This is a genomic window from Paenibacillus marinisediminis (assembly GCF_054343325.1).
Window position 1 is genome coordinate 1,174,542 of sequence record NZ_JBTGUH010000001.1, and the last position, 19,910, is coordinate 1,194,451.

A 19,910-nucleotide genomic window follows, 5' to 3' on the forward strand; every position below is an offset into this window, starting at 1 on the left:
TTGGAGTTCTTATTGTTGTAGAATGTACAACATTTTCTACCTGCCACGGGTACTGTGTATTCACATATTGCGGCCGCCCATCATGCTTATCCTTTCACGGAGCCGCCAAGCAGACCGCGGACGAAATATTTCTGCAGTGCAAAGAAAACAGTCAACGGCATCAGCATCGATATGAATGCAGCCGCGGTCAGCAGATGCCAGTCATTCCCGCGCGACCCGACCAAGCTGGCGATCTGCATCGACAATACCTGCACCTCCGGCTGGCTGCCTAAAAAGATCAATGAGACTAGATAGTCATTCCATACCCATAAGAATTGAAAGATGCTGATGGAAGCTATCGCAGGTATAGACAATGGCAGAATCAGTCTGCTGAAAATTGTAAAGTTAGAAGCTCCGTCCATAAATGCAGATTCGAATATATCCCTAGGCAGCTGGCTGATCGCGTTATACATAAAATAGGTGATCAGCGGCAAGCCGAACGCCGCATGCGCTAACCAGATGCCAAAGTACGTGCCATTCAATCCAAGCGTTGAATAATCGCGCATGATCGGGATCAGCGCCACCTGCAGCGGCACGACCAGCAGCGCGACGATGACGACGAAGAACACCTTGCGTCCGGGAAAGCGAAGCCATGCGAAGGCATACGCCGCGAACGATGCGATGAATATCGGAATGATGGTAGAAGGAACCGTTACGGCCACCGTATTCCAGATGGAACGCGTCATTCCGCTGCCCTTCTCCGTCTTCGTCGTACCGTCCGGCTGTGCGATCTCATAGGATTTGCCGCCAAGTACCGTTTGGTAATTCTGCAGTGTGAATTCCGTCATCATAGTCCATTCTTTCTCCTGAACATTCAAGAGGCGCGCGCGGCGGTTCTCCCATATGAGACGCTGGCCGTTCTGCTCGACGCCGGCCCGGAGCTGGTCGTCGGTATAAGTAGTCCCGCGAACTTCAATAGGCTGCCGAAGATCGGTTTCCTTCGGCAGGGTGAGCTGCTCAGTCGTTCCCCAGCCTCTGTGCGGCAGTATATTCCACCAGCCTGATTGCAGAATATCCGCAGCAGGCCGAAAGGATGAAACTAACAACCCGATCGTAGGGACGAGCCAGATGACACATATGAAGCCAAGGACTGTGTTCACGAGCCATTTGGATTTACGGAGTCCTCTTCTTCGCATCTAGATCCCTCCCTGCTTGCGGAATTGTCGCAAGTTAATGAAGATAACCGGAACCACCGCTATCAGCAGCACGATGGCAAGCGTTGAGCCGTAACCCGTGTTCTGGTACATAAACAATTGCCTGTAGAATTGTGTGGCGACTACTTCTGTATCGTACTGGCCTCCCGTCATCACCATGACGACGTCGAATATCTTCAACGTAAATACGACGATAGTCGTCGTAACCGCCAGCACGGTACCGGATATGTATGGAATCATGATGCGGAAGAAGATTCCGATCTCGCTCGCGCCATCCATGCGCGCCGCCTCTAATATGTCATCTGGAATTCCCTTGATCGCCGCAGAGAAGATGACCATCCCGAATCCGGTCTGCATCCAGATTAATATCGCGATCAGAAATAGGTTGTTCCACGGCTGAAGCATGCTGATCCATGCTTGAGGCTCACCGCCGAACGCGACAACGATAGCATTCAGCAGGCCGATCTGCTCCTGCTCCGGTTGGTAATAATAGACGAACTTCCATATGACCCCTGCCGCGACAAAGGATATCGCCATCGGCATAAAGATGATGGCTTTGGCAAGACGCTCGAAGCTGCTGCGATCCGCTAATATGGCAATCAGCAAGCCTAAGCTGACACAGGCCAATGTCCCGATAAACACCCATAGCAGGTTATTACGAAGCGCGGTGATGAGCAGCCGCTCGGTAAAGACAGCGGCATAGTTCGCCAGCCCGATGAATTGGGTGGAGTCGGCATTGAGGAAGCTCAAGTAGAGCGTGCGCAAGGTAGGCATGACCAGCAGCCAGCCTAGCAGAATGACAGCTGGTCCGATAAACACATAAGGTAGTATTCTGCGCTTCCATACATCGGAATACTGCTCAACTACCCAGTTGAATGAATAATAGATGAAGTAGATGCCGAACGCTCCCCAAAGGACTGCAAGCAGGGCGTTAACGATAGGATGAAGACTCGATTCACGGAAAAATACGAATATGAGCCCGTGCAGCCCGATATTGAGGATCGGGATCAACACAGATAGCAATAACAAGCGAAGCGTATTTCCCTTATGCGTCCGAACATGCACGGCTATCCCTCCCTATAGGTCTATAGGTATAGACCAGCTTCAATGCGAAAGGAGGGACTATCTATGACATGAATAGTCCCTCATTCGTTACGGAGTGCTGCTATTTCTTCCAGCCGGCTTGAATCTCTTCCATCGCTTGATCCAGATTAGCTGTGCCGCTGACGTAGTCGGTCATGCCTTTCCAGAACGTGCCTGCTCCAACTGCACCAGGCATCAGATCCGAGCCATCAAAGCGAATGGTCTTAGCTGACTTCAGGAACTCCGCCATACGGCGCTCCTGATCATTGGTATACCAGGACATATCCGCATCATTCATCGGCGCGATAACGCCGGTGGATTGAACCCAGGTCTTGATCGATTCGCCCGTCGTGAAGAATTCCATAACGGCACGCACTTCATCACGGTCATTATGCATAGCGTAGATATCACCCGCGATCAATGCTGGCAATCCGTACTGCGGATCGATCGGAGGCAGCGGGAACCAGTCATACGTATCCGGAGTCGCTTCTTTCGGGAAGCTCGATGTGATGAAGCTTGCTTGACGGTGCAGCCATGCCTTCGGCGGATTCGTGAACAACTGCTTCGGTGCATCTTGGAACGACGTTGTCGCAACTGACTTGCGCCCTCCGTATACATAGCTCTCATTGAACCAGATTTCCGACATCTTCTTAACGGCATTCTTGACAATCTCATCTGTAAATGGAAGCTCTCCCGCTACCCATTTGTCGTAATTCTCAGGCGTCGTTGTACGAAGCATAATGTCTTCGATCCAGTCCGTAGCCGGCCAGCCTGTCGCTGCGCCGCTCTCGATACCGATCGTCCAAGCCGGGTCTCCGTCCTTCGCAATCTGCTCGCACAATGCCAGCAATTCATCCCACGTCTGTGGAATCTGGTAGCCCGCTTCCGTGAACGCCTTCTTGTTATACCAGACTAAGCTTTTGACGCTGCTGCGCGACCATATGCCGGCCTGTATCTTCGAGCCGTCCTTACTGGTCATCGAGGCCATATCCAGCCAGCTCTGATTGTACTGCTTCTTCAGATAGTCTTCGGATAAGAATGACTTCACATCAACAACCTTGCCAGCCTTCACGAAGTCTGCCAGCAGACCTGGCTGCGGGAAGTCGGCAATGTCCGGCGCGTTGCCGCCGTTTACGCGAACGGATATCGCAGCTTCGAACTCCTTGGAGCCTTCATAGGCGATATCGATGCCCGATTTCTCTTCAAACTCCTTGATGCTGTTGTTAAACTTCGCTTCATCTTCGTCTACAAATGGGCCGAACATCGTTACTTTCTTGCCTTTGAACTCCCCGTTCAGGGCACGCTGCAGGTAGCTGCCCTCTTCCTGCTTCTTCACATCTTCTTTCTTCGGCTCTGTCTTCGTTTCAGTAGGAGGAGCAGGTTTATTCTCAGCTGGCTTCTCGGCAGGCGGGGCTGTCTCCGTTGTACCTCCACCGCACGCACTTAGCATCATCGTGAAGACGACAATAAAAATCAGCGATAACAGCGTCTGTTTTCGGCTCGAAAACTTCATAGACCTCAACCCTTTCAAGTTTGTGTAATCACTTAAATCATTGGATACGATAATCCCCCCTGCATGATTGGGAGCGGACACACAAGCCGTTATTTGCTGCTAAAACCTCTCATTCGCTACGTTCGCGGACCGTGGAGCCGTTATTTAAACAAAATCAACAGATTATTGCTAGTTTTGAATTAAATAGCGTCATCTGAGTCCGCTAAACTCAAGTTAAGCTACAAAATCTTAAAATAGCGGCTGCTGTATCCTTCTCAGCGAATTATTCTGCCTATCCACCACCAGACGGTGCTGAATACTCAACAATAGCTAGTAGCTGAGCCAAATCATTAAGCTCTTGTGGACGATGCTGGGACTTATGATGACACGCATCCCCCCTCTCAAAGGGTTTCCGGAATGTTCTGCCGTCGCATGCTGATCTTATTTTTGAACATGTGCGGGTATAACAGTGGTTGTGGATATTGTAGAAGAAACTACAGATGTTGTGGTGGTCGCTGCAGTTGCTGTGATTGCAACTGTTGTCGCTGAGGTTGTGGTGTTCGTAATACTTTTGATAGTCGCGGTTGCAGCTGCAGTCGAGGTGATCCTGGCAATCTGTGCAGGCGTGGCAAGCGCGATCATTGTGAAAAGCTTTTCAAATTGTCGTTGTATCCGCTACTTCGCTCGCGATGAATCTCTTATAATCAGCTCATGAGGAAGCTTCTCTCGGAGTATCGCAACTTGACCTGCCGATATTAATTCATGAAGCTTCTGCACAGCTCTGAACCCGATGTCGTATATCGGCTGAGCAATCGTGGATAGTTTCGGGATAAACATATTCGCCATACGAATATTATCGAAGCCAATAACCGAGATCTGTTCAGGCACCTTGATCCCATGATCATGCAAATACGATATAACGCCCATCGCAAATACGTCAGATATAGCAAATATGGCAGTCAGCTCAGGATATCTGCTAATTAATCTGCCCGTCGCTTCATACGCTTTCTCATATCGGAGTTCCGCAAATTCTACGCATTTCGTACAGTCTCCAAGTCCATTTTCCTGAAGAGCGCGCATAAATCCTTCATATCTCGGTACCCCAGACACCGACTCCGTTAACGGAAAACCGACCATACCGATCTGTCTGTGACCGCCAGCAATCAGATGCTGCACCGCTTCATACCCCGCCAGCTCCTCATTAATATCAACCGATGGAATGTCGTATTCAGCCGAGTTGGTCGAAGCCAGCACGAACGGCAGGTTATACCTCTTCATATGCTCGTAATATTCAGGATATAAGGGCTCACTCGTATAAATGACACCATCTACCTGCTTCTCAACAAAATATTGAATATAAGAGTGAAGCTGATCCCGGTCTCGATCCGTGTTACAGAAAATTAAGCTGTGATTGAGTTCAACAGCCGCATCCTGCATACCGCGAATGAGGCCGGAATAATAGGGATTCTCAAGATCCGGGATCATCACCCCAAACGTATTGGACTTCTTAAAAATTAATCCGCGAGCAAAAGCGTTAGGCTGGTACTGAAGTGCTTGAATAGCCTCCATTACGCGTACTCTCTTCTCTTCCACAACGGTTTCCGGTGCGTTCATCACACGAGAAACAGTGCTAATGGAAACGTTGGCGTATTGGGCCACATCTCGGATGGTTGATTTCATGAGCAAGCAGCCTTCTTTCCGTCGAACATGAGAACAGCTTGAAAACCTTTCCAGAAACCCCTTACAATGTATATTATAGGCACTAACCCTAATTTTCAAGGGGGAAATTTGTATATCGTCCAGCGCCTTTATACAGGGCTCATCGAATAGGTTTACGACAAGCGCCTACTCAACATAGATCATTTTCCGCGTCATACCGCCGTCTACCACAAGATTAATACCCGTGACGAAATCATTATCCGCATTTGTCAGATACATACACGCGCGTGCGATATCCTCTGGCTTCCCTACTCGCTGTGACGGATGCTGCGTATGATCGATAGCGCGAAGGTCGGCATAGTTGCCCGTCTCGATCCAGCCTGGGCTTATCGCATTTACGGTAATGCCGTCCTCTCCCAAGGAGGCAGCCAGCGCGTGAGTCAGCGACAAGATGCCGCCCTTGGATGCCGCATAGGCTTCCGAGTTCGGTTCCGACATCAGCGCACGAGTCGAAGCGATATTCACAATCGCTCCTCCGCCATGGCGCTTCATGATCCCTGCCGCCAAACGAGAACACAGAAACGTGCCGCGCAGATTCGTGCCAAGCACATAATCCCAATCCTCTACTGTGAGCTCATACGGCGATTTCGTAATGCCAAGCCCGGCATTATTAATCAGCACGTCCAGACGATCATTCCGCTCATCGAGTATGCGGAACAACTGCTCAATCTCCGCCGCCTTGCTCAGATCAACGACATAGCTTTCCACAGAGCCCCCACGGTTCCGAATCAGATCGGAAGTCTCCTGCAAGCCTGCCTGATCCTTATCAATAACAATAACCTCTGCCCCGTGTTGGGCATATGTAACCGCGAGCGTTCTTCCAATGCCGCCCCCTGCCCCGGTAATGAGCACCTTCTTCTCTTTCCAGGCCATCATTCATCATCTCCTTCTATGTAACGGCAAGATCATCTCAACCCGATATCCTGATAGCGGTTATTCACCTTTTCGCGCATCCACGATTTCAGCCATTGGACAGCCAGTTCCTCCGCTTCCCGGGCCTCGACCAATAGAGCAATCAATTCGACTCGAAGCGCAGAATCTATTCGATGACCAGCAGGAAGCTGCTCAAGCAGCGCTGCAATAGAGTCAACGCAACGGGCCGCATCAGCATAATGCGGAATGACAGCACTCATCTGCGGCCAGATCCGCTGCAAGGCTGACATGTACAACCTGATATCCCGTTTGGCTTCAGCATAGTAATGGATCACTTCAACGATACCGGTTCTGTCGTACTCTTCCGTCTCTAAAGCCTGCAGGATCGCATCATAAGCGGCTCTTCCACATGCATACTCTGCGGCAGGGAGCATCAGGTCATGGGTTTCCCATTTATATATGGCCTGAATCAAGGATTCTCGATAGATCTCGATCTCATCCATCTCGATCCGATCGTCGAACACTTGATAGTACCAGTATGGCGACACATTGCGTCCGAACGAGTTATAAGACATGCTGCACAGCCCCGCCTCGCTCCCATCGGAATAATACAACCTCTGCTCCGCATCGTCATAACCAACGGCAATCGCGAAGCCGTCCTTCCATATCACAGCGCCCGTTCCGCTGTCGATTGCCCGCTTCAGATCAACAATGGCCTCTTTCTGATATAGAGGAAATGTAGGCTGAAAGGAGAATCCCGCCTGCTGCGAAGAGATAATTCCAATAAAGTCCGCTGCAAGGAAATTCTCGGCTATCCAATTATAAGCGTGCACGGAGTCTGCTGATAACGTACGATCCACAGTAAAGCGGAAGCCTGAAACCGTCATTCCCGCCAGCATGGACTTGGTGCAGCTGATCCAGCCCTTCCGATACAAGATGGCATGCATCGCATCTATGTACGCGGTCGAGCCTTTCTTCATATGCAAGTCCGATAGAATCACAGCACTCATAAGATTCCTCCTCTCACCTCGGCGAATGTGAGCCCCATCTAGGCACGATACTCCGTTTCAAGTCTGGATAAGACCTGGATATCTCCTTAAAATGGTCGACCGCCTGCTCCTCCAACGCCTCTGCTGCTGTTAGCATCTCCACCAAGGCAGGAATCGAAGCTCGATTGACTTGGCGTTTGCCCCGTGACGTCGCCATACATTCGCTCATATCGGCTATTCTCTCAACCAACTGCTCGTATCGTGCACAAGCATCATCTAAGCTTGGAAGCACATGGCGTACATCGCGTAGAAAACACATAATTTCAGATCTCGATACTTGATACGATTCTAAAATGTAAACAGCCCCATACTCATCGTAATCGCCCTTGTCCAGAGCTCGCTTCAGAAAGGAATAAGCCATTCGACCGGACGCAATGTCCGTGTTCGGCAAAGTCTTATGGGGCACTTCCCAATCCTGAATAGCCAGGCGCAGCGCTTCCAGCGTCATCTCCTCCAGCGATACCGTCACCTTATCGCCCATCAGCTGAACATACCAGAAAGGGGTCTTATTCAAGCCGAAATTATCATATAGAATGACCTGGCTGTCCTTTGAAATGCCATTTTGCACGAAGAGGACTCGATCCTCATCATCATACCCGCATATGACCCCGAATTCAGGAATCCAGTACAGCACGCCGATGCCTCGATCCAAGCTTGCGGTAACAGCCCTAACCGCATCTTGCTGATAAACGCGAAACGTAGGATGACGTGAACGTCCTCCATCCCATAGCGTATAGATTCCTAGATTGTCGATAGCAGGCTGATGCTCCACCCCCCACTGTCCGTATGCGGTAACAGACATCGGGAGAAGCCGTTCATGCACCGTAAATTTGAACGCCATTCCGCTCAGTCCTGAGAGCATATACTTCGGACCGCTGAATAAATTCGCGGCTGTTAAGATGGCATGCAAGCTATCAATAAACGACTTCGATTCTCGCGTCATTACGATATTATCCAGATAAACACCAGCCATGCTTGTTCCCCCCTGCCATTAAAGTGTACGCCATAAATCTTGGCCCACGATGCCATTTATCCGCCAAGTCGAGATATCAACTGCTGGCATCTATTTTTCAACCTCTGCCTTAGCCACTGAGGAGATTGAAGCTCTACCCACTCTGCCGTCATCAAATGCTGCAGAAAAGCTTCTTCGTCGTAGAACTCCACCTCATACTCAAACGGCTGCAGCTCACGCGCCGCATAACCCTTCCATGTCGTTCCGTGAAGCTGCTTCGACAGCAGCACTCTTGCGATAAACGGTCTGCGGATCAGCCTTCGTTCCTGCTGCTGTGCCTCATGTGCCGAATGGTCGAATTGATCCTCCGTCACGGTGACATGCTGTATGCGATCAAGGCGCAAGCTTCGCTGCTTACGCTCGTGTTCACAATAGGCAACGAGATAGTCGGCATTGTAGTTGGATTCCAGCTTCAACGGCAACAGTCGCAGCGAGCTCTCCTGTTCAAATTCATTGTATATGAGATGAATCGCCAGCTTCTCTTGAACAGCATAGGTTAACAGCTGTATGTTCTGAATAAGCCGTGAGTCCATCTCGAACCACGGAAGACGAAGCGAGGACTCTTCCTCTAGCTCACCGGTAAAACGATCTAATAGATGAGAAACTCGATTCACAACCGCGGCATTATCATCATGGTACTGTCGATAGCGAAATGCTAGAAACTTCAGCACCTGCCTCTCTTCTTCTGTCATATAAAGATGAGGCAGGATAAAGGTCTTATCGGTGTAACAGTATCCTCGCTTCTTCGCGACATATTGGAGAGGAGCATGCAAGGACATTTCCAAGTACTCGATATCACGCTGAGCCTGGCGCTTCGATATCTCGAAGCGTTCCGCAAGATGATTGCTATTCGGATATTTGCCGATTCGGATCTGCTGATCAAACCATTGAATGCGATGCATATTGCTCAAACCTCATGGCTCCTCTCTACACTTTGAGTTTGTACGATGTACTATTTATTACAACATTTAACTCGAAATAAGTACAAGACATAATAAAATTATAACTAAAAAATACCACTATTCAGAATAAAAAGGGGCTGTCCCAAAAGTCATTTTCTCATGTCTTTTGGGACAACCCTTCTTTGTTTCTACACCAATAAGAACCCGCACACCTAGTCGATGAGACTGGAACAACGGTCTTTATATCCGATAGCACATACGGTGACAGCAAGGTTGTATGACTCGCGCTTGAACGGACACAGGGGCCGCTATTTCATGATTTCGGGGTATTTTTTGAGGGCTTACGGACACAGATGACGCTATTTGCTTCAAAACTAGCACTAAACGGCTCATTCAGGTAAAATAACGGCTCTACGGTCCGTTAGTACGGCGAATCAGTGGTATTTACTGCAAATAGAGGCTCGTGTGTCCGCTCCCAGCTCATGTGAGGACTGAGGCGCTGAAAAATGACGTCCCAGACGCCACAACAGCATCGGCGAGTCGAAAAAACAAGGGGCTATCCAGGTAGAAAAAAATCTACTTTGGGGACAGCCCCCTCTCCACTCAATCCCTATATCGCAGTCCTATCTAATGCTTCTGTAGATCTAGTAACCTCACTATTTCTCCGATGATTCCCTTATTCTGATGAACCCCTAAGTCCGAATTCGTCATGATGACAGCCCCATTACCTATGTACGGGTAAGCGATCAACATGCATTGATACCCGACTCCCCAACCAAGCGAAGTAAACTCTAGCTGCTGATCAGAACGATCAAGAAAGATGCCAAGTCCCGTCCATGGTGCACATCCTTGCGGAGTTGTCATTTCTTGGATCAAGGCGGGAGAAAGACCCAGCTTGCTACGACCTTGCAAGGAGTCCATAAGCTCAACTGCTAACTTGGCCAGATCTGCAGCGGTTGACCAGAGACCTGCGGCTGCGAGAAATGGGTATAGAGGATATCCTCCATCTGCCGCTCTCCCATCCTTATGATGTCCGCTAGCAGTGTTAAGGCTTCCCTCTAACAGAAGCGCATGATGAAGCGTGCTGTTCTTCATATGTAAGGGCTCTAGCACAAGCTCGTCCATCAATTGCTTAAATGGTCTTCCCGTAACATCTTCTATTAGCTGTTCAAGGATACAGAAGCCTGCATCTGAATATTGGAACTCGCTTCCGGGCTCATACTTAACTTCAATTGGCGCTGTACAGTAGGAAGTTCTGCCTTCTAGCAGATCAGGAATAGAAGGGATACCATGAGAAGCGCGATATTCATGAAAGCTTCGCTCTGGATCTATCACACCTGATTGATGACTCAACAGTGTTCGCAGGGTCACCTTTTTATGTTGAGTATACTTACTAGCAGGAATCTTCCAGGAAAGCAGCCGATCATTTACATCCTGATCCAGTTCCAGAATTCCTCGCTCAACTAATCGCAATGATAATACAGCAGTGGCGAGCTTGCTTATGGAACACGCATTGAACATCGTGTCGTTGCCAACGGGATGTTCTGTTCCCGCTTCAAGTAAACCGAAGCTATCAACGTGGCTTAGCTTACCGTCATTGATTAAGGCAATACTTAACCCCATTGTGTTATAGCGCTCCATAAGTTCGGTTATTTCACTGCTCTTTAGCTCCATATGCGCGGCTCCTTTTCATCTGTATAAATGCGTGGCATCTTCTATATTCGCACATGAATGAAAAATACCTGCACCGGTTAACCGATACAGGTATTTCATAACGCTATGGTGCTGCCTTCCATTACACTACAGCAGCATCTACTCTATGCTGAGCTGCTTTGGAGCACTTCTTGCATACAGTAACGGATTGACCCGCAGTTGTCTTCATCGGATACAGCAATTTGATGCGAGTGCTGCTGCAGATCGGACAAGTCCCGCGCGAACGGGAAGGCATACGCCAGAGCGCACGTCCTCGTTTGGATTTAGCCATATGTGACGACCTCATTTCTATATAAGTTAAGGCTTCTGTACTGCTATTCCATTATATAGAAAGAGGTGTGACATATAGTGTCGCACCTCCAATAAGATCGAATTAATTAACTGCTGTTTGCACATTTTCCACTGCCTTTACCACATCTGCAGGTATTTTAATGATAAATAATGTTCCTGAACCCCGCTTGCTGCTAACTTGTATCGTACCATGATGAAGCTCAATTATCTTATGAACGATCGACAGACCGAGTCCGTTCCCTCCCTTAGCCCTATTCCGTGACGTATCCGACTTGAAGAATCGCTCAAATATATGCGGGATATGCTCCTCATCGATACCGATGCCCGTATCCTTAATCCGAACCTCAATCTGATCCTGACGCCCCTGCATCACGATGTGAATCGAGCCTCGATCCGGCGTAAACTTTATCGCATTATGAATGAGATTCATCCACACCTGGCTTAACATCTCTTCGTCTGCTGCGATTGTCAGCTTCTCTAGATCCAGTTCCATGTCCAGCTGCTTCTGAGACCACTGCGGCTCACATGCCAGCACTAGATTGCGCAGTTGTTGATCCAGACGGTACGTTGTGATCTCCAATGTCTGCTGTTCAGACTCCAGCGCCGTCAACTTCAATAAATTGTCGCTCAGCTTGGATAAGCGCATCGTCTCAGTCTCGATGATCTGCAAGTAATGGTCGCGTTCCTCGGCGCTTAACTGCTCACCGCTTCTTAAGGCCTGAGCAAATCCTCGAATTGAGGTGAGCGGAGATTGGATCTCATGCGAGACATTAGAGATAAACTCTTGGCGCATCTTCTCCATCTGCCCCAATTCTCCAGCCATCTCATGAATGCTCTCGATAATAGTGCCGAATTCCCCTTCAAAGTCCTTCGACGTCTTGATGTTAACCTCGAAGTCCCCCTTCGATATTCGCTTCAGCGCATCGATAATCGATTGCGAGAATGCGTTCTGCTTATTGAGAGCCCTAGGGATCATAATGGCAAGTATAATGCACAACATTATCAATGCCATAGCGCCATTCAAGATATAAGCCCAGAAGCCTGTAACATTCCAGTCCAATAGGCCAAGCACATAGGGGGTCACCCAATAAGCAACCGCTAGAGCAAGCAGCACACTGCCGAACGCGACCAGTATACTGAAAGCGATTCGGATTCTCTCCCACAGCTTAGATAGACTCATTCCGTCACCTCTAGCCGATATCCGAGTCCACGAATCGTCTTAATGCGAAAGAAGCAGTGTTCCTCCGCGAATCGTTCTCGCAGACGATTGATGTGCACATCCAGTGTCCGCTCATTCCCCTCGAAGTCGATTCCCCATATATCTTCTATTAAATGTTCTCTTGAAAATGTTCTCCCCGGAACCCCTCCGAGCTTAAACAGCAGCTCAAACTCCTTCAGCGGAAGCGTGAGCTTCTCCGCTCCATACGTCACTTCATACGTTTGACGATTCATGGTAACAGCGCCGAACTGGAGCATCTGGGATATCGTGATGCGGTATCGCTTGAGCAGCGCCTTCACCCGTACGATCAGTTCCAAGGGGTCAAACGGCTTCACCAAGTAATCATCCGTACCCAAGTTGAATCCCTTGACCTTCTGCGAAGTTTCACCCTTGGCGGTAAGCATCAGCAGCGGGATATCATACTGCGAGCGCAGCTCTTGGCATAACTCCCATCCATCCATATTAGGCATCATAATATCGAGTACGACCATGTCAGCTTTGTCCGTTTCCATGATCTCTAGCGCTTCTTGTCCGTCCGCTGCTTCTATCGTTCGGAAGCCTTCCTTCTTCAGGAACATGCTAACCAGCTCGCGTATATGGGGATCGTCATCAACGATTAATATGGTGATCATACAGCCGATACCGCCTTTCGGTTCATCTATGAAGAGCCCAGCTGCTCCTGAATGCGCAGCTGCTGCACTGCAAATTCTCGATACATCTCGTGATTCTCAAGCAATGTCTCATGCGTTCCTATTCCCGTCAGTTTGCCCTTGTCAATAAATACGATCTGATCCGCATCGACAACAGTCGATAAGCGGTGTGCGATGACGAGCGTAGTCCGTCCCTGCATCAGATTATCAAGCGCCTCCTGTACAACAACCTCAGACTTGCTGTCTAAGCTGGAGGTCGCTTCGTCAAGCATCAGAATATGCGGGTTGCGCAGCAGGGCGCGAGCGATCGCGATCCGTTGACGCTGTCCGCCTGACAGCTTCACACCGCGCTCTCCGACCTCTGTCTCGTAGCCTTCCGGCATCTCAGAGATAAAGGTGTTTGCGTACGCCATCTCCGCCGCCCGCTCCAACTCCTCTTGTGTCACCTCGCAGTTCATGCCGTAGCAGATATTGTCGCGAATCGTACCGTCGATGAGCGGACTCTCCTGCGAGACATATCCGATCTGGGAACGCCAGGAGTGCAGTGTAAACTCGTTAATCGAATCATTACCTAGCTTAATTATACCAGAAGTAGGCTGATAGAATCGTTCGAACAACGAGAACAAGGTAGTCTTTCCGCTACCGCTTGGGCCAACGATAGCGGTGACTGTACCCGGATGTATAGTGAAGCTGATGTCTTGCAGAATCGACTCTTCCTCGTTATAAGCAAATGACACCTGTTCAACCGATAGCGACTGATTCGCTAATGCCGAAGTTACCGGCTTACCGTGCTGCAGATCCTCTTCTTCACCTTTCAGAATCGTACTGATTTGCTCCGTCGCACCAATCGCCTTCTGCAGCTGTGTGAAGAACATCGTCAGCATGCTCATCGGCATCACGATCTGGATCAGATACAGAATGTAGGCAACTAGATCACCTGCTGATAATGCGCCGCTTGATACGCGAAGCCCGCCATAGCCAATAATAACGACAAGCAGCGCCATCATGACCAACGACATAATCGGAGAGATGACCGCTTGCACAACCCCTTCCTTCGTACCGAAGCGAAGCAGATTCGTTATTCTCTGTTTGCCGTTCGTATACTCTCTCGTCTCCGCGTTGGAGGCCTTCACGAGCCGAATCTCCGACAGCACCTGACTTAGAATCGATGTGAATGACGCCGTTTCGTCCTGCAAGCGCATCGAGATCTTGTACATCTGCCGGCCGATTGGAACGAGTATGAATGCTGCCAGCGGGATAACGATCAGCATAATCAATGTCATCTGCCAGTCTAGGTAGAGGAGCACGATGAACGATCCGACGACGGAAATAACTCCGTTAAAGAAGCTTGTGAGATGCTCGGTGATGAAGCTCTTCACGATACCTGTGTCATTCGTGATTCGACTGACCGTTTCACCCGTCTTGTTCTCATCGTAGAACGATATGGGAAGGACGAGCAGCTTCTTCCACAACCGATCTCGCAAATTAGCGACCACCCGCTGCCCAATTAAACTTAACAAGTAGATCGAGACACCGGAGGCGATCGCCTGAACGACGAACGCCAATGCTAATGCTACGATCTGCAACGGTTCCAGCGCGGATACTGTGAAGCCATCGACCAGTTCCTTCGTGAACATCGGAATAAACAGCGATACGACAGTCGAGCTGACGCTAAGCAGCACGGCCGTGAACAACATAAGCTTTGAAGGCTTCGTATCCTTGATCAGACGTGCAAATTGCCGCCAATTGCCCAGCGAGCCTTTCGGGGTCTCTCTCTCTTTTTCCATATCCATATTACCTACCTTTTCATCTCATCATCATTTACTACTTGCTGATATCAGAGTATAAGATGAATGTAAACTCAATTTAAACTAAAACAGTTTCCCACCACTGACCATGGATGGCCGCGGACACACAATCCGTTATTTCTCTGAAATCCTGCCATTCCAGCAGCCAAACGGACCGTGGTTCCGCTATTTACGAATAATCCTCCTAAGATTGTACATTTTCATGCCAATAACGTCTCCTGTGTCCGCTAAACTCACAGATCACCGCTTATTTGCTGAAATAACGTCTCTACGGTCCGCTTCAGCCAAACATAAACAAAGCAGCAGTCAGAGAACATACATCCTCTCAACTGCTGCTACATCGCAATATTTCTTCAGCTGTACTGCATCCTTATCCAGCTTCAGCATCATATCCAATGGATAGCTGCCTGAGGATAAGTGTTCCTTGCCCTATCCCTATTGTTCATGAAGCATAGAATATAAACGGCCAGGATAGTCGGTAATAATGCCGTCCACACCAAAGTGAATGGCAAGCTTATAATGTTCCACCTGGTTTATGGTATACGGATATACCCTCAGACCTGCTTGCTGAGCTCCCGTAATATCTTCAGGTCCGATATGGTTTCCTTGCGGGTGCAGCGAATAGACAGGAACCCCAACCAGACCAGCCATCGCAGCATGATCGACGAAGCTTGCATTATAGAGCAGGCCGATCTTTACGCGATCGTCTGCCTCCTTGAGACGCTTTAAGCATTTATGATCGAAGGAGGATACCACGACAGAGTCGAAACGGTCGTATGCTTCGAGCAGCTTCAGGAGCTGCGGCACCGTTCTATCGTCGTGGAACTGCTTAATCTCTACGTTGATCATGATCGATGCTGGCACAAGATCAAACACCTCAGCTAATGTTGGCACACGCTCTCCCGCATACTTGGAATCAAACCAACTGCCTGCATCCAGGGCTTGAATCTGTTCAAGCGTCATCTCATGAACTGCTCCCCTGCCGTTAGTTGTCCGATTCACGGTAGCATCGTGAATGACGACTGGAATTCCTTCCTTCGTAAGCTGAATATCCAATTCGATCGCATCGCAATGCTGCTCAAGCGCTAAACGGAATGAGCCCAGGGTGTTCTCAGGCGCTTCGCCTGCGCTTCCACGATGCGCAATGATTAACGGTACTTGAACTGAATGTTGATGATTAGATTGAGTCATGAGATCTACACCTTCCTATTAGAGCTTTCACAGCCCTTTATTTAATAGTTGGTTAAGCCATAGTTTAATCAAGCTATGACCATTTCCTCTTTAAAATTATCGGCTGCTTTCATCTGAGTATCGTTAACCGGCAAGGTCATGAGAGCGTCGAATAAACCGTCTATCCGCTTCGATTCACGTGCGAATTCTGCTTCATTCCACCCCATTATGTCCCGCATAATGGCCAGCACTGCATCGCGATGATTCCGAGCCGCCATTGGATTAAAGTACATCCAACCTGTGCGCAGGCGCAGGAAGTCAGCTGCAGTCGCTGTCATCTCCTCTTGTATCGAATAGGTTAATTCGGCTCGCAGCGCGCGCATCTCTTCATCCCCGCGCGGAAGCTCCATATATATAGCCGCAATCCGCAGCGCGTTGCTGCCGTATATATCGATCCAATGCTGCATGACGTCTTCCTTTACGCCTTGCTTGATACCTCTCTGCAGCATTTCAACTTTCCAATCAGCATAGGTAGAAGCTGTTCCTATATCTCCGCCGCTTACCGTGATTTCATCTGTAATACATTGTGGAAATATGAAACCAGACTCCTTCTTTATCAAATCAGCCACTAAGTTAACGACCTTCTCCGCCATCTTGCGATAGCCCGTCAATTTGCCGCCTGCGATCGTGATCAATTGGGAATCCGAGATGAAGATCTCGTCCTTGCGCGACAGTTCGGAAGGACCCTTGCCTTCCTCGTAAATAAGCGGCCGCAAGCCTACCCAGTGCGATTTCACATCCTCTGTCATCAGCTTGACGCTAGGGAACATGGCATTTACCGCCCGCAGCAAATAGTCGCGATCCTCCTGTGTTGTACGCGGCTCATCTACGCTCTGATCATACGCAGTGTCAGTTGTACCGACATAGGTAATCTGTCCGCGCGGTATCACGAATACCATACGGCCATCTGGCGTATCAAAGTAAGCCGCCTGCTTAATAGGCAGACGCTCCGCAGGAACGACCAGATGCACGCCCTTGGTCAAGAACAGCCGCTTGCCCTTTAAGCTGCCGTCCTGTTTGCGAACTTGATCGACCCATGGCCCTGCAGCATTTACCACATGCTTGCCGCTAATGCTGTAGCTCTCGCCATGCAGCACATCTTCTACTACGATCCCGCAAACTTTTCCATTTTCATAGATGAACTGCTTGCATTCCGCGTAGTTAACAGCCGCCGCCCCATGCTGCACAGCCGTTTTCATCAAGTCCAGCGTTAAACGGGCATCATCTGTCCGGTATTCAAAGTACAAGCCTCCACCCTTCAGATCGTCCGACTTTAACAATGGCTCCTGCATCAGCGCCTGCTCTCGATTCAGCATCTTGCGGCGCTCTTTGCGGACGACGCCTGCAAGCATATCATAGACGTATAGACCGACTGAGGAGGCTAAGTAACCGTAAGTGCCACCTTTATATATGGGAAGCAGCATCGGAATCGGCACAACCAGATGCGGCGCATTTTTATACAAAATAGCCCTCTCGCGGCCAACTTCCTGTACTAGCTTCACTTCCCCCTGCTTCAAATACCGCAGACCGCCATGTACTAGCTTCGTCGAACGGCTGCTCGTCCCCGAACCAAAATCGTTCTTCTCTACCAGCGCAACCTTCAGCCCGCGCAAGGCAGCATCCAACGCTATCCCTGCCCCAGTAATTCCGCCCCCAATGACAACTAAGTCCCACTGTTCTTCTGACATATGTTTCAGTTGTTCCTGACGCTTTAATGATGAGAAACGCATGCTGTTTGCCCCCCTTATAAATATAAAAAACCTGGTAAAAAGACAAACGCATAGCCACCGCACCGCGATACGATGCAATTCTAACGTCAGTCTCTTCCCCAGGCGTCTCCAGGTCTCAAGCCAATAATGGAAGATGTTAATGATATCTTACTGTTCATTCACGCTCTGGAAGAGCAGCCCCATAGCTCGCTCGTTCCTACTGAAACCGCTAATGCTCCGGCTGCCAGCGCGTCGTCGATCTCTTGCCGATTGCCGATCAAGCCCCCCGCGATGATAGGCAGCGGTGTCATATCTGTCAATTGACGTATAATGCGCGGCATAACACCCGGCATGATCTCCACTGCATCAGGCAGGCTCTGCTCAACAGCCTTAATGCCTTTCGTCACCGCGTTATTATCAATTAGAAAGATACGCTGAATCGACATTAGATTCATTTCCTTCGCTATACGAATGAGGTTGCTTCTAGTCGATAGAATACCTGTTGGTTTAAAATACTGCGATACATAAGCAACCCCGCTGCGGTCACTCGCTATTCCTTCTATAAAATCCATATGTAAAAACACGTGTTTCCCCGCTTGCTTCACCTGATCTACCATGGACTTTAAATTAAAGATAGAACCTGTCAATAAAAATACGATATTCGCATCGCTCTCAATCGCCAGCTTCAGCTCTTGTTCAGAGTGGACAGAAGCGATAACCTGATGTTCAACCATGTCTACAATTGGATACAACGGACACTCCTCCTTAGTGGGATACAAGCCCATTGTACCTCATTTTTACAGATTTACGACGTCTGCAATGGAATTTATCACATATTTTGCTTGAATATGTGCTAGATCAACCATTTCTGGCTCAGTTATGCCCGTCAGCACAAGCACAGAGTTCATTCCATTCTCGTTCGCGAGCAGAATGTCTGTCTCCAGACGGTCCCCTACCATATAGCACTGGTCTGACTCTAGCTGCAGATGGGCTGCCGCCATCTTGGCCGCAATGGCCGACGGTTTGCCGACAACAGTTGCCATCGTGGCATCCAATGGAACTCCAAGTGCACCTTCCAGCGCTCCGATCAGAGCTCCCGTATCCGGCACTTGTCCGTTCTCCATCGGGCAAGTGCGGTCTGGATTCGAGATGATCACATGCGCGCCGCGAATGACCGCTTGATATAGAACATTTAGTTTGTCATACGTAAAATGACGATCCCATGACAGCACCACATAAGGCGCATCCACATCATGATCGCTCAGCTGCAAGCCTTCATTGCGCATCTCATCGCGTATCGGCTCTTCTCCAATGACGAGTATCTGATCACCAGGCTGCGAAATCTGCCTCATATATTTGGCCACCAGTGAGGAGGAATTCATAATATCGCGATCCGTTGTCGGGATTCCCATCTTAGATAGCTTATGCGCATAGGATACTCGTGTTGCGATAGGCTTATTGGATAAGAACATCACTTTATCCCCTCGAGCTCGCAACGCTTCGATAGCCTCAACCGCTCCTTCTATAACACGCTCCCCTAGATAAACAGTACCATCCAAGTCAAAGATATAGCCTCTCATCTCCTGTATCACGCCTGCCCTTCGCTGTATTTGCAGCTAAAAACTACGCAAAAAAACCCTCACCAAAGCAAAATTACCCGGGGCTGCTGCCGGGGTATGCTTTCGGATAAGGGTTCTCCAATTCTCCACCTAACCGTGTATGGATCTATGAATAAGTTATGTTTATTATAGCGCGATTCACCATATTGTCAAATATAACCTGTATTTTGGTGGTTGATTTCTTATGCGATTTGTGGGGCTAAGCTGTAGTTCCTTTCTTGAATCTCCGAATCTCTGTGTGTTATGCTTGAAAGAAATCAATCGGGTTGTGAAGCACACACCGCTGCGCTTGGATACGAGTTTCTCGTGCCTGGCTGGCGGTGTTTTTGCATGTATGGCGGAAATTAT

17 protein-coding genes are annotated in these 19,910 nt (G+C 49.1%); all 17 read right to left on the bottom strand.

The features are described 5' to 3' along the window. Positions 1-86: 86 nt before the first annotated feature. Positions 87-1,175 carry a carbohydrate ABC transporter permease gene (locus tag ACXX53_RS05500; RefSeq protein ID WP_458567571.1) on the bottom strand — a complete coding sequence of 363 codons (1,089 nt, stop codon included), beginning with the start codon at positions 1,173-1,175 and terminating at the stop codon, positions 87-89. Continuing rightward, positions 1,176-2,222 (bottom strand): carbohydrate ABC transporter permease, encoded by a 1,047-nt coding sequence (locus ACXX53_RS05505; RefSeq protein ID WP_458567687.1) that lies wholly within the window; start codon positions 2,220-2,222, stop codon positions 1,176-1,178. 136 nt (positions 2,223-2,358) lie between these two features. Then, the gene (locus tag ACXX53_RS05510) at positions 2,359-3,789 is read right to left on the bottom strand and encodes an ABC transporter substrate-binding protein (protein WP_458567572.1); all 1,431 of its coding nucleotides are present in this window, start codon (positions 3,787-3,789) and stop codon (positions 2,359-2,361) included. 654 nt (positions 3,790-4,443) lie between these two features. After that, positions 4,444-5,448 (bottom strand): LacI family DNA-binding transcriptional regulator, encoded by a 1,005-nt coding sequence (locus ACXX53_RS05515; RefSeq protein WP_458567573.1) that lies wholly within the window; start codon positions 5,446-5,448, stop codon positions 4,444-4,446. Between the two features lie 165 nt (positions 5,449-5,613). Next, positions 5,614-6,360, bottom strand: a complete 747-nt coding sequence (locus ACXX53_RS05520) for an SDR family NAD(P)-dependent oxidoreductase (RefSeq protein ID WP_458567688.1) — start codon at positions 6,358-6,360, stop codon at positions 5,614-5,616. A 32-nt stretch (positions 6,361-6,392) separates the two neighbouring features. Next, positions 6,393-7,370 carry a hypothetical protein gene (locus ACXX53_RS05525; RefSeq protein WP_458567574.1) on the bottom strand — a complete coding sequence of 326 codons (978 nt, stop codon included), beginning with the start codon at positions 7,368-7,370 and terminating at the stop codon, positions 6,393-6,395. A gap of 13 nt (positions 7,371-7,383) precedes the next feature. Beyond that, positions 7,384-8,382 carry a hypothetical protein gene (locus tag ACXX53_RS05530; protein WP_458567575.1) on the bottom strand — a complete coding sequence of 333 codons (999 nt, stop codon included), beginning with the start codon at positions 8,380-8,382 and terminating at the stop codon, positions 7,384-7,386. A gap of 56 nt (positions 8,383-8,438) precedes the next feature. Then, complete coding sequence (locus tag ACXX53_RS05535; protein WP_458567689.1) at positions 8,439-9,323, bottom strand: helix-turn-helix transcriptional regulator; 885 nt, start codon at positions 9,321-9,323, stop codon at positions 8,439-8,441. Between the two features lie 627 nt (positions 9,324-9,950). Continuing rightward, positions 9,951-10,997: a serine hydrolase domain-containing protein gene (locus tag ACXX53_RS05540; protein ID WP_458567576.1), complete on the bottom strand. Its 1,047-nt coding sequence runs from the start codon at positions 10,995-10,997 to the stop codon at positions 9,951-9,953. A gap of 121 nt (positions 10,998-11,118) precedes the next feature. Further along, a complete protein-coding gene (locus ACXX53_RS05545) occupies positions 11,119-11,307 on the bottom strand; it encodes a hypothetical protein (RefSeq protein ID WP_458567577.1) in 189 nt (62 codons plus the stop codon). A gap of 102 nt (positions 11,308-11,409) precedes the next feature. Continuing rightward, positions 11,410-12,507 (bottom strand): sensor histidine kinase, encoded by a 1,098-nt coding sequence (locus ACXX53_RS05550; protein WP_458567578.1) that lies wholly within the window; start codon positions 12,505-12,507, stop codon positions 11,410-11,412. Further along, positions 12,504-13,178, bottom strand: a complete 675-nt coding sequence (locus tag ACXX53_RS05555; protein WP_458567579.1) for a response regulator transcription factor — start codon at positions 13,176-13,178, stop codon at positions 12,504-12,506. The genes ACXX53_RS05550 and ACXX53_RS05555 overlap by 4 nt, the downstream gene beginning before the upstream one ends. 26 nt (positions 13,179-13,204) lie before the next feature. Next, entirely contained in the window at positions 13,205-14,983 is a 1,779-nt protein-coding gene (locus ACXX53_RS05560; protein ID WP_458567580.1) for an ABC transporter ATP-binding protein, read from the bottom strand. A 456-nt stretch (positions 14,984-15,439) separates the two neighbouring features. Then, positions 15,440-16,195 carry a glycerophosphodiester phosphodiesterase gene (locus ACXX53_RS05565; RefSeq protein ID WP_458567581.1) on the bottom strand — a complete coding sequence of 252 codons (756 nt, stop codon included), beginning with the start codon at positions 16,193-16,195 and terminating at the stop codon, positions 15,440-15,442. Between the two features lie 68 nt (positions 16,196-16,263). Continuing rightward, a complete protein-coding gene (locus tag ACXX53_RS05570; RefSeq protein WP_458567582.1) occupies positions 16,264-17,964 on the bottom strand; it encodes a glycerol-3-phosphate dehydrogenase/oxidase in 1,701 nt (566 codons plus the stop codon). A 158-nt stretch (positions 17,965-18,122) separates the two neighbouring features. Further along, positions 18,123-18,695 carry a glycerol-3-phosphate responsive antiterminator gene (locus ACXX53_RS05575; protein ID WP_458567583.1) on the bottom strand — a complete coding sequence of 191 codons (573 nt, stop codon included), beginning with the start codon at positions 18,693-18,695 and terminating at the stop codon, positions 18,123-18,125. 45 nt (positions 18,696-18,740) lie between these two features. Beyond that, positions 18,741-19,523, bottom strand: coding sequence for an HAD-IIA family hydrolase (locus ACXX53_RS05580; RefSeq protein WP_458567584.1), 783 nt, complete (start codon positions 19,521-19,523; stop codon positions 18,741-18,743). Positions 19,524-19,910 lie beyond the last annotated feature (387 nt).